The sequence below is a fragment of the Stenotrophomonas sp. GbtcB23 genome (genome assembly GCF_019091045.1).
Classification (GTDB): domain Bacteria; phylum Pseudomonadota; class Gammaproteobacteria; order Xanthomonadales; family Xanthomonadaceae; genus Stenotrophomonas; species Stenotrophomonas rhizophila_A.
On sequence record NZ_JAGXKC010000027.1, the window covers coordinates 46,466 to 58,436 of the forward strand.

At 67.1% G+C, this 11,971-nt stretch carries 8 protein-coding genes; 6 read left to right on the forward strand and 2 right to left on the reverse strand.

What is annotated here, in order from left to right:
- The first annotated feature begins 61 nt into the window (after window positions 1-61).
- The 6 genes from KVS69_RS12420 to KVS69_RS12445 all read left to right on the forward strand — a co-directional run bounded on the left by KVS69_RS12420 (window position 62) and on the right by KVS69_RS12445 (window position 10,288).
- Window positions 62-2,983, forward strand: coding sequence for a VIT domain-containing protein (locus tag KVS69_RS12420; protein ID WP_217538283.1), 2,922 nt, complete (start codon window positions 62-64; stop codon window positions 2,981-2,983).
- A gap of 45 nt (window positions 2,984-3,028) precedes the next feature.
- Window positions 3,029-3,940 (forward strand): LytTR family DNA-binding domain-containing protein, encoded by a 912-nt coding sequence (locus KVS69_RS12425; RefSeq protein WP_217538285.1) that lies wholly within the window; start codon window positions 3,029-3,031, stop codon window positions 3,938-3,940.
- 55 nt (window positions 3,941-3,995) lie between these two features.
- A protein-coding gene (gene prfB / locus KVS69_RS12430; protein ID WP_099047393.1) for a peptide chain release factor 2 occupies window positions 3,996-5,121 on the forward strand; the annotation gives its coding sequence in 2 pieces (ribosomal slippage) (window positions 3,996-4,070 and window positions 4,072-5,121; 1,125 coding nt in all).
- Between the two features lie 94 nt (window positions 5,122-5,215).
- Window positions 5,216-6,733 (forward strand): lysine--tRNA ligase, encoded by a 1,518-nt coding sequence (gene lysS, locus KVS69_RS12435; protein ID WP_217538287.1) that lies wholly within the window; start codon window positions 5,216-5,218, stop codon window positions 6,731-6,733.
- A 200-nt stretch (window positions 6,734-6,933) separates the two neighbouring features.
- Entirely contained in the window at window positions 6,934-8,073 is a 1,140-nt protein-coding gene (locus KVS69_RS12440) for a two-component system response regulator (protein ID WP_068851546.1), read from the forward strand.
- A gap of 1 nt (window position 8,074) precedes the next feature.
- On the forward strand, window positions 8,075-10,288 hold the full coding sequence (locus KVS69_RS12445; RefSeq protein ID WP_217538289.1) for an ATP-binding protein: 2,214 nt from the start codon (window positions 8,075-8,077) through the stop codon (window positions 10,286-10,288).
- Between the two features lie 59 nt (window positions 10,289-10,347).
- Here the strand turns inward: KVS69_RS12445 and KVS69_RS12450 are convergent, their stop codons facing one another.
- Window positions 10,348-11,217 carry a crotonase/enoyl-CoA hydratase family protein gene (locus KVS69_RS12450; protein ID WP_217538291.1) on the reverse strand — a complete coding sequence of 290 codons (870 nt, stop codon included), beginning with the start codon at window positions 11,215-11,217 and terminating at the stop codon, window positions 10,348-10,350.
- Between the two features lie 247 nt (window positions 11,218-11,464).
- The coding region (locus KVS69_RS12455) for a Fic family protein (protein WP_217538293.1) at window positions 11,465-11,971 on the reverse strand (507 nt) is incomplete at its 5' end.

An 11,971-nucleotide genomic window follows, 5' to 3' on the forward strand; every position in this document is an offset into this window, starting at 1 on the left:
GTCCAACCCCGTTTCCGGTGCTGGTGCGTTCAACCCTTCGTCATCGGATCAGGAGCGTCACATGGACAGCATGCTGCGCGGTATTGGCTTGGGGTTGTTGCTGTGGGTGGGCGGGGGAGCGGGCGTGCCGACGGCGGCAGCGCAGCGCTTGATCGAGCCGCTGCTGAAGGTGGCCGGTGCGGAACAGCCGGTGCAGCTGGAGCAGGCGCGCATCGACAGCCATGTGGCGGCCGGTCTGGCCGAGACCCGCATCGAACTGGTGTTCCGCAACCCGAACCGGCGCGTGCTGGAGGGGGCGCTGGAATTCCCGTTGGCCGAGGGCCAGCAGGTGACCGCGTTCGCGCTGGATATCGACGGCGTGCTGCGCGATGCGGTGCCCGTGCCCAAGGCGCAGGGACGGCAGGTGTTCGAGGCAATCGAGCGGCGCCGGGTTGACCCGGGCCTGCTGGAGCAGACCGCCGGCAACCAGTTCCGCCTGCGCATCTACCCCATTCCAGCGCTGGGCACGCGCCGGGTCGCGCTGACCGTGCGTGAGGCCCTGCCGGTGGACAGGGAGGGCCTGCGCTGGACGCTGCCGCTGCAGTTCGTGGGCCAGGCCAACGCGGTACAGCTGCAGCTGGACGCGGTCGCCACCGGCGTACCGGTGACGCACGGACCGCCGACGCTGGCCCTGGCCCTGCGCGACGGCGCATGGCGCGCCCAGTGGCAGGGCAGCGGCAGGCAGTTGCCGGATCAGCTGGGCTGGACCCTGCCGCTGCCGCGCGGGCTGGATGCGGTGCGGGGTGACTTCGATGGCGACCACTATGTGATGGTGCAGGTGCCTGTGCCGGTGCAGACCCGCCAACGCACCTTGCCGCATCGCGTTGGATTGCTGTGGGATGCGTCCGCCTCGGCCCGCCATCGCGACACGGCTGCGGAACTGGCCCTGCTTCAGCGCTACTTCGCCGCCATCGGCAATGGCGAGGTACAGCTGACCGTGCTGCGCGATCGCGCCGAGCCGGCCCGTCGTTTCGCGATCCGCAACGGCGACTGGAGCGCGCTGCGCCGGTACCTGGAGGCCCTGCCCTACGACGGTGCCAGTGCGCTGGGCGACTGGACCGCGCAGCCCGATATCGACGAGTACCTGCTGGTCAGCGACGGGCTGGCCAACTACGGCAAGCGCGAGCGCCCCGCATTGCGTGCGAACCAGCGCCTGTATGCGCTCAGTGGCGCCGGTGCACGCACCGACAGCGACCGGCTGCGTGCGTGGGCGCGTGCAGGGCAGGGCCAGCTGCTGGTGTTGAACGGCAGCCAGGATGTGGAATCGATGGCAGCGCGCCTGCTGCGGGACAACCCGGGCAACGTGCAGGCCGAAGGCGACGGGCTGAACGACCTGATCGTGGATGCCGACCGCGCCGGCCAGGGATGGGTGCGCGTGCTGGCCCGGATGCAGAACGCGAACGGCGTGCTGCGGTTGCAGGTGCCGGCTGCGGGCGGTAGCCGGCAGACGCTGACGGTGCCATTGGCGCAGGCGCGCGATACTGGCGGTGCACTGGTCGCCCATGCCTGGGCAGACGCGCGCCGTCGCGAGCTGGCCGCAGACCCCGCAGGCAACCGTGCCGCCATCCAGGCACTGTCGCAGCGCTTCGGGCTGGTGGGCGCCGATACCTCGCTGCTGGTGCTGGAAACGCTGGACGACTACCTGCGCTACGGCATCCGCCCGGCTGCACCGTTGCAGCGGGACTACGACCGGCTGCACGCGGTGAAGCTGGATGACGAGGCCAGCGCCCGCCGCGCGCGCCTGGACAACCTGGCCCGGCAGTTCGCCGAACGCGAGCAATGGTGGAACCGGGCCTGGCCGAAAGGCGCACCTCCGGCGGCGGCGTCGAGCAAGCAGTTGATGGCGCCGATGCCGGCTGCCGCGCCGGCACCGCCCGCCCCGGCCATGATGGTGGCGGCCGAAAGCGCGCAGCGCGAGCGGGCGGAGGCCGCGTCCACTACGCTGGATCGCGTGGCGCTCACCGCGGCCCGGCGCACGCAGGCCGATGCTGCCGCCGAGATGGCCGTGGAAGGCGATGCCGATGACCGGGCAAACCACGGCGGCCTGCGCATCACCGTCGCCGCCTGGGCACCGGATTCGGCCTACGCACGCCGGTTGCGCGCGGCACGCCCGGAGGCGGTGTACGCGCTGTACCTGCAGGAACGCGAACAGCACGCCGACAGCAGTGCCTTCTACCTGGACGTGGCCGACATGCTGTTGGCCCACGGCCAGCGCGAGCTGGCGCTGCGGGTGCTGTCCAACCTGGCCGAGATGCAGCTGGAGAACCGGCATGTGTTGCGCGTGCTTGGCTATCGGTTGATGCAGGCCAAGGCACCGGCACTGGCGGTACCGGTGTTCCGTGACGTGCTGGCGCTGGGCGAAGAAGAGCCGCAGAGCTTCCGGGACCTGGCCCTGGCGCTGGAAGCCGACAACCAGCCGCAGGCGGCGCTGGCCGCGTTCAACGAGGTGGTGGTGCGGCCGTGGGACGAGCGCTTCGACGGCATCTCGCTGATCGCGCTGGACGAGCTGACCACGCTGGTGGCGCGCACCGGGGTGGATGCACGCGCAGTGGACCCGCGCCTGCGCCGGCCGATGCCGCTGGACCTGCGCGTGGTGCTCAGCTGGGACAGCGACAACAGCGACATGGACCTGTGGGTGACCGACCCCAATGGCGAGCGCGCGTACTACGGCAACCGGCTGACCTTCCAGGGCGGACAGATGTCGCGCGACTTCACCGGCGGCTACGGTCCGGAACAGTTCTCGCTGCGCCAGGCCAAGCCCGGCCGCTACAAGGTGGAGGCGAACTACTTCGGCAGCCGCGAGCAGCTGGTTACCGGGGCCACCACGCTGACCCTGCGCCTGAGCACGCACTGGGGCAGCCGCCGCCAACAGGACCAGCAGGTGACCCTGCGCCTGAAGGACAGTGCCGACACCGTAATGGTGGGCGAGTTCGACGTGCGCTGAGCCGCAGCCCGTAGAATCGGGCGCTGATTCCCCGGCGCCCGCTGCATGGACCCGAACGTGCCCCACCGAAGTTCCCCGCGCTGGCGGCCCACCAGCCGCCTGCTGGTCTGGGCCGCCATCCTGCTCGGCAGCGGCGTGGCCAATGCCGTGGTCGAGGTGATGGACGCCCAGCGCCGGGGCGAAATGCTGGCGCTGTGGGAGCCGATGACCTGGGAGTTGAGCAGCGTCGGCATGATCCTGCTGACCCTGCCGCTGCTGTGGTGGGGCTGCCAGCGCTGGCCGCTGCATGCCGATACCTGGAAGCGGCGGCTGCCGCTGTACCTGCTTGCCAGCGTGGGCTGGTCGCTGCTGCACGTGGCCGGGATGATGCTGCTGCGCCACCTGGCCTATGCCAGCGTGGGCGAGCACTACGTCGACGGCTCGGCCTGGCCGACCCGGCTCCTGTATGAGTATCTCAAGGACGTGCGCGCCTTCTTCAGCTTCGTGGCGCTGGAGCACTTCTTCAGCTGGTTCGGCCGCCGCCGGCAGGGCGAGGCGCACCTGCTCGCCGCGCCCGACGATGCCCCGCCGGAAGAGCCGGTCGAGCGCCCCCAGCGTTTCCTGGTGCGCAAGCTGGGCCGGGATTTCCTGGTGGCCACCGCCGACATCGAGTACGCCCAGGCCGCCTGCAACTACATGAACCTGCACGTGCGCGGCCATGAGTACCCGCTGCGCAGCACGATGGCGGCGCTGGAGGCGCAGCTGGACCCGGCCCGGTTCGTGCGCATCCACCGCAGCTACGTGCTCAACCTGGGCTTCCTGGTCTCGATCGAGCCGTTGGACAGCGGGGAGGCCCGGGCCCACCTGAAAGATGGCAGCACGCTGCCGTGCAGCCGCCGCCAGCTGCCGGTGCTGCGCGCCGCGCTGGGGCAGGGGCCCGCGCCGGCCGAGCCTGCAGCGGCGCCGACAGCAACATGAACAAGCGCTCTGGGCTACAATTCCGGTCTTGTCCCAAGCCTTCATTACCGCCGATATGATCGAGCTCAATCCCGTGCGCCAGCGAATCACCGATCTCACCGATCGCGTGCTCTCGCTCAGGGGGTATCTTTGACTACGACGCCAAGAAAGAGCGTCTGGAAGAAGTAACCCGGGAACTGGAAAACCCCGATATCTGGAACAACGCCGAATATGCCCAGACCCTGGGCCGAGAGCGTTCCAGCCTGGAAAAGACCGTGGGCGGCATCGCCACCATCCTTGATGGCCTGACCGAATCCGGCGAACTGCTGGAACTGGCTGAAAGCGAACAGGACGAAGACACCGCCCTGGCCGTGGTCGCCGACCTGGACAAGTACCAGAAGCACGTGGAACAGCTGGAATTCCAGCGCATGTTCTCCGGCAAGATGGACAACGCCCCGGCGTTCGTCGACATCCAGGCCGGTGCCGGTGGTACCGAAGCCCAGGACTGGGCCGAAATCCTGCTGCGCATGTACCTGCGCTGGTGCGAATCGCGTGGCTGGAAGACCGAACTGATGGAAGTGTCCGGTGGCGATGTTGCCGGCATCAAGTCGGCCACGCTGCGCGTGGAAGGCGACTACGCCTACGGCTGGCTGAAGACCGAAACCGGCGTGCACCGCCTGGTGCGCAAGTCGCCGTTCGATTCGGACAACCGCCGCCATACCAGCTTCACCTCGGTGTTCGTGTCGCCGGAAGTCGACAACAACATCGAGATCGACATCAACCCGGCCGACCTGCGTACCGACGTGTACCGCTCGTCCGGCGCCGGCGGCCAGCACGTCAACAAGACCGAATCGGCGGTGCGCATCACGCACATCCCGACCAATACGGTTGTGGCCTGCCAGACCGGCCGCAGCCAGCACCAGAACCGCGACAACGCGATGAAGATGCTGGCCGCCAAGCTGTACGAGCTGGAAATCCAGAAGCGCAACGCCGAGCGCGATGCGGTGGAAGCGACCAAGTCGGACATCGGCTGGGGCAGCCAGATCCGCAACTACGTGCTGGACCAGAGCCGCATCAAGGACCTGCGCACCGGCATCGAACGTTCGGACACGCAGAAGGTGCTCGATGGCGACCTCGACGAATTCGTCGAAGCCAGCCTGAAGTCGGGCCTGGAAGTCGGTTCCAAACGCCTCGACGCCTGACGGTCGGGCCGCCACGTGCGGCCCGATCCGCTCCATCCCGGCACCCCGGGTTTCGTAATTCCCGTCCATATCCCCCCAGACATAGACCCACGCCATGAACGATCAGATCCCCGCGCCGCAGCCCCCCGTCGACGAGAACAGCCTCATCGCCGAGCGCCGCGCGAAACTGACCGCGCTGCGCGGGCAGGGCATCGCCTACCCGAACGATTTCCGCCGTGAGGATTTCGCCGGCACCCTGCAGGACGAGTACGCCGATGGCGAGCAGTGGACCGCCGAAGCGCTGGAAGCCACCGACCGCCACGTCAAGATGGCCGGCCGGCTGATGGCCAAGCGGGTGATGGGCAAGGCCAGCTTCGCCCAGATCCAGGACGAATCCGGCCGCATCCAGCTGTTCCTGCAGGGCAGCACGCTGGGCGATGCCTATACCGCCTTCAAGGGCTGGGACGTGGGCGACATCATTGCCGTGGAAGGCGGGCTGACCCGGACCAAGACCGGTGAACTGTCGGTCAAGGCCACCAGCATCCGCCTGCTGACCAAGTCGCTGCGCCCGCTGCCCGACAAGTGGCACGGCCTGGCCGACGTCGAGCAGCGCTACCGCCAGCGCTACGTGGACCTGATCGTGACCCCGGAGTCGCGCGAGGTGTTCATCAAGCGCTCGCGGATCATCCGCGCCATGCGCGCGTGGTTGGACAACCGCGACTTCCTGGAAGTCGAAACGCCGATGATGCATTACATTCCCGGCGGCGCCACGGCCAAGCCGTTCACCACCCACCACAACGCGCTGGACCTGGACCTGTACCTGCGCGTGGCCCCGGAGCTGTACCTCAAGCGCCTGGTCGTGGGCGGCCTGGAGCGCGTGTACGAGATCAACCGCAACTTCCGCAACGAAGGCGTCAGCACCCGGCACAACCCGGAATTCACCATGATGGAGCTGTACGAGGCCTACGCCACGTACAACGAAGTGATGGACCTGACCGAAGGCGTGATCCGTGACGTGGCCAGCAAGGTGCTGGGCACCACCACGGTAGAGTGGGACGGCGCCACCATCGACCTGGCCCCGGCGTTCCGCCGCTGGCGGATGGACGAGGCGGTGCGCCACCACAACCCGGAAATCAGCCTGGCCGACTGCACCGACCGCGAGGCACTGCTGCGCCATTGCGAGCGCCTGAAGATCCGGGTCAAGCCGTCCTACGGCTGGGGCAAGCTGCTGCTGGAGATCTTCGAAGCCACCGTCGAGCACACCCTGGTGCAGCCGACCTTCATCACCGACCACCCGGTCGAGGTCTCGCCGCTGGCCCGCGCCAACGACGACCAGCCCGGCTACACCGACCGCTTCGAGCTGTTCATCAACGGCAAGGAACTGGCCAACGGCTTCTCCGAGCTGAACGACCCGGAAGACCAGGCGGCCCGCTTCCAGGCCCAGGTGACGGCCAAGGAAGGTGGCGATGATGAAGCCATGCATTACGACGCCGATTACATCCGTGCGCTGGAGTACGGTATGGCCCCGACCGGCGGCCTGGGCATCGGCATCGACCGCCTGGTGATGCTGCTGACCGGCAGCAGCTCGATCCGCGACGTACTGCTGTTCCCCTACATGCGTCCCGAAAACTGAGACGTAGGTCCGGATGGCCCCGCAGGGGCCGTCCCGGCGGGCTTCCGCTGCGGTGGCCGGACGCGTATGGTTTCCCCGTGGCCCTAGATGGCGCAATCCGCGCCGGCCATGGAGCATGAGGTGGGACGGGGCATGCGTGACACGCGCATCACACTGTGACCACGATCATGAACTGGGGAATCGTGACCGGAGGTGGTTCCATGCAAGGTGCCGGTATGCAGAGCGGCGGGGTATCCTTACCGCAGCATGTGCCAGTGTGGTCCAGGAAGACGACGGAAACAGCCTTGAATATTGTCATCGTTGACGATCAGACGTCCGCGCGCACGATGCTGCGGCATGTCATCGAGGACATCGCGCCGGAACTGAGCGTGCATGATTTCGGCGACCCGCTGACGGCGCTTGCCTGGTGCGAATCGCACGGGGTGGACCTGCTGCTGCTCGACTATCGCATGCCGGAAATGGACGGGCTGGAATTCGCCCGGCGTTTCCGCCGCCTGCCCAAGCACCGCGACATTCCGGTGATCCTGATCACCGTGGTCGGCGATGAGCCGATCCGCCAGGCCGCGCTGGAAGCGGGGGTCATCGATTTCCTGGTCAAGCCGATCCGCCCGCGCGAGCTGCGCGCGCGCTGCTACAACCTGCTGCAGCTGCGGCAGCAGTCGGAAAACGTGAAGCAACGCGCGCTGTCGCTGGAACAGCGGCTGCTGGCCAGCATGCACGAGGTCGAGGAACGCGAGCGCGAGACGCTGTCGCGGCTGGCCCGCGCGATCGAGTTCCGTGATGCCGGCACCAGTGCCTACCTCGAGCGCATGGCGCACGTGGCCGGGCTGATCGCAGAGCAGCTCGGGCTGCCGGAAGAAGAAGTCAAACTGATCGAGATGGCCGCGCCCCTGCACGACATGGGCAAGATCGCCATTCCCGATGCCGTGCTGCTCAAGCAGGGCAAACTCAACGACGAGGAGCTGGCCATCATGCGCCGGCACCCGCGTATCGGTTACGAGCTGCTCAGTGGCAGCCAGAACCGTTTCATCCAGGTCGGCGCGTTGATCGCGCTGCGCCACCACGAACGTTACGACGGCAGCGGGTATCCCGACGGTCTGGTCGGTGAAGCCATCCCGCTGGAAGCGCGGATCGTGGCCGTTGCCGATGTCTTCGATGCCCTGATCTCGCCGCGCCCATACAAGGAAGCATGGACGATGGAAGCCACCCTGGCCTATCTGTACGCACAACGTGGGCGCCTGTTCGACCCGCGCTGCGTGGACGCACTGCTGCGCGGCCGCGTGCAGCTGGACGACATCTGCGCGCAGCATTCCGTTGCGTCCTCCCGCCCGGGGATGTGACATGGCCGGTCTGTTCCAGGTGTTGAAGCAGCGGCTTGGCGCGCTCCCTGGCCTGGCGCTGCTCAGGCACCGGCTGGGCAACCGCCCTGACAGCGAGCATGGCCAGGCGATCGTACGCATCGTCCTGATCGTGCTGATCCTGGGCTACGTGCTGATGCCGGGGGTGCGCAACGACCTGCCGCACCACCAGTACCAGGTGGTGCTGGGCATCGTGCTGACCGGGCTGACCCTGTCGGTGCTGCTGTTTTCGTGGCTGCTGGCGCGCCCCGGTCGTTCGGACCCGCGCCGGGTGGCCGGCATGCTGGCCGATTACGGGCTGATTGCTGCCGGCATGGTGCAGATGGGCGAGCCGCTGTCGTGGGTCTACATCGTGGTGATGTGGGTCACGGTGGGCAACGGCATGCGCTACGGCAACAAGTACCTGTACGCCGCCGTGGGCATGGCGCTGGTCAGTTTCGGGGTGACCGTGCTCGCCACCGGCTACTGGCAGGCCAATGCGCGGCTGGGCTTCGGCCTGTGGCTGGGCCTGGCGGCGGTGCCGCTGTACTTCGCCAGCCTGCTGCGCCAGTTGACCCATGCGATGGACGAAGCGCGCCGCGCCAGCGAGGCCAAGAGCCGTTTCCTGGCCAACATGAGCCACGAGTTCCGCACGCCGCTCAATGGCCTGTCAGGCATGACCGAGGTGCTGGCGACCACGACGCTGGATGAAGAGCAGCGTGAGTGCGTCAATACCATCCAGGCGTCCTCGCGCAGCCTGCTGGCGCTGGTGGAAGAGGTACTGGACATCTCGGCCATCGAAGCGGGCAAGCTGCGGGTGGTGGCAGAGGACTTCTCGCTGGACGACGTGGTGCAGTCGATCGGCCTGATCCTGATGCCGCAGGCGCGTTTGAAGCACCTGGATTACCAGGTCAAGGTCGCCGCAGGCGTGCCGCGCCTGCTGCGCGGCGACCTCGGTCACCTGCGCCAGATCCTGCTCAACCTGGCCGGCAATGCGGTGAAGTTCACCGAGCACGGCAGGATCGAGATCCGGGTGTCGCAGGTAGGCGAGGAGGGCCACGGCCAGGTCCGGCTTCGCTTCGACATCCTCGACACCGGCATTGGCGTGGGCCCGGAAATGCGTTCGCGCCTGTTCCAGGCCTTCGAGCAGGCCGATGTCAGCCTGGGCCGCCGCCACGAAGGCAGCGGGCTGGGTACCTCGATCTCGCGTGGGCTGGTGGAAGCCATGGGGGGACGGATCGGCTATGCCGAGAACCCGCCGCAGGGCAGCTGCTTCTGGTTCGAACTGCCGTTCGCATTGCCACCGGTGGTGGCCGGCGAGTTCACCCCGGCCGTGCTCGGCAATGGCCTGCAGAGCGCGCAGGACAATGTAATCGCTTTCGCCGACCCGTTCCTGCGCCACCGCGCTCGCGTGCGCAGCATGAAGGTGCTGGTGGCCGACGACCACCAGGCCAACCGGCTGGTGCTGCAGCGGCTGCTGCAGAAGGCCGGGCACAAGGTGGTGTGCGTCAACGGCGGCGAAGCGGTGCTGGATGCGATGGCCGAAAGCGACTACGACGTAGCCATCGTCGACCTGCACATGCCGGGCATGAGCGGGCTGGACATGCTCAAGGAGCTGCGCGTGCTGCAGGCCGGTGGCGCCCCGCGCACGCCGGTGCTGGTGCTCAGCGCCGATGTCACCCCCGAGTCGATCCAGCAGTGCACCCAGGCTGGCGCGCACACCTTCTTCGGCAAGCCGGTGGTGCCGGTGAAGCTGCTGGACACCCTGGCCGAGATCGCCGCCAACGATGGCCTGAAAGCCCGCACCGCCGTGGTGCCGTCCACGCCGGTGGCCGTGGGCGTGCTCGATACCGGCGTGCTCGATGAACTGGCCGCGCTGGGCATGGGCGAGGGCTTCGAGCAGGAGTTCATCCGCCAGTGCCTGGCCGACGCCACGCAGTGCGTGGGCGTGGCGATGGAAGCGGGCGAACGTGGCGACTGGGTACACCTGCGTGAGCAGGCGCACGCCATCAAGGGCGTGGCCAGCAACCTTGGCCTGGTGCGGGTGGCTTACCGTGCCGGCGAGGTGATGCACATGGCCGACTGGCAGCTCAAGAGCGAATGGCGCGAGCGGATGAAGCTGATCCGCACGGCGGTGAAGGAAGGCAAACAGGCGCTGGAAGCGCGCAGGCGTCCGGGTGCCTCGTCCACGGACGACGGTGGCATCGACATGCGTTGAAAAAAAGCCCGGCTCCAACCGGGCTTTTTTACTGGAACCCCCTGCTTGCGATGGCGCAGTTACGCGGCATCGGACTGGGCACGACGGGTCTGCGCCTTGATCAACCGATCCATGGTGCGCAGCGACTTGTCTTCCAGGGCCAGTGCCGAATCCACCCAGATCTTGGTGATTTCCAGCAGTTCGTCATAGCCCACCGCCTGGGCCAGGTTGCGTGCCGCGTTCATCGCCAGGTACGTGCGCGGGGTGCGCTGCTGCTGGCGGATCAGGTCTTCGGCAGCCTTGATGCCCTGTCCCTTGGGCACCAGCACGTCGACCACGCCCATGGCGTACATTTCTTCGGACGAGTAGACGCGGCCTTCGAGGATGATCTTCTCGGCCAACTGGGGGGCCACGCGGCGGCACAGGAACGAGTACGCGCCCATGCCCGGGAACAGCCCGAACAGTACTTCGGGCAGGCCCATGCCGCAGCCTTCCTCGGCGATGATGGTATGGCAGGCCAGCGCCATTTCCAGGCCGCCGCCCAGTGCATCGCCTTGGATCACGGCGATGGAACGCACGTCACCGCCGAAGCCGGTATGCAGGTGGTGCACACCTTCAACGCAACGCTGGGCATAGGCCAGCAGGCGGTCGCGATTGCCTTCGCGGATGAGCTGGGCGAACAGGGCCAGGTCGCCGCCCAGGTTGTAGGCGGTGGCGTCGGAGGCCAGCACGAAGTGGCGCAGGCGGCCACTGTTGCGCTCGGCGGGCGACAGCGTGATCTGGCTCATCACGCTCCACATTTCATCGAGCATGTCCTTGCGGCAGCAGGGACGGATGCCGGTGGCGGCATCGGCGTGCATGAAGAGCCAGTGGGCGGCGTCGTCGGGGGTCGATTCGGTGCGGATGGTCGCATAGCCGCGGGAATACGGAAGCTTTTCGATGGATTGCATGGGGATTACCTCGGCGGGTTGGCCTGCAGGGAGGACGGTGGGCGGCAGGCCGGACGGGTCCACACGCCGCGATCCTACACCGCCAACCCGGGCCGGAATGCAAACGCCCTGCATAATGTCCAGCGGCTTCCAGAATACCGTCCGGAATCTCGTTCAGCCTTATGCCGCAAGGGAACCGGGCGATTCACATCGCGCCGCGCGGAAGGGGGGCACGCTGACGGGTCAGAATAGGAATTTGATGAAACTGTTATCCGGGGATGATCTGTTCGAAGATTGCCTGCATGGCCCGGTAATCGACTCGAACGCCGTCCAGATTCGCCTGGATCCATTCCCCAGGGTCTATGGTCGACCAATCCAGCGAATGACCCGCACTCAGCGCCAGCTGCTCGAACAGAATGCGTTGGACGCGCCCGTTTCCTTCGCGAAATGGGTGAATCATATTGAGTTCGCAATAATGCTCGGCCAGTTTGCTGCAGAGGGCATCCCGACCAAGTCCCTGCAGCCATCCGTCCTCGGCCATGGCATCAAAGCAGCGTCGCGCCTCGGCTCCGATCCGGCCATGGGTACAGAAGCGCGTGCTGCCCTTGGAAATATCGACATTCCGTACTTCGCCGGCCCAGTCGTACAGGTCGGCGAACAGCGCTCGATGAATGTCTTGAAGAGACTGCAGGCTGTACGGCGGGGGCGAGTATTGGATGGTTCTATGCGTGACGGCCGTGATGTCGCGCTCGGCCGCTTCCAGAATGTCCATCCG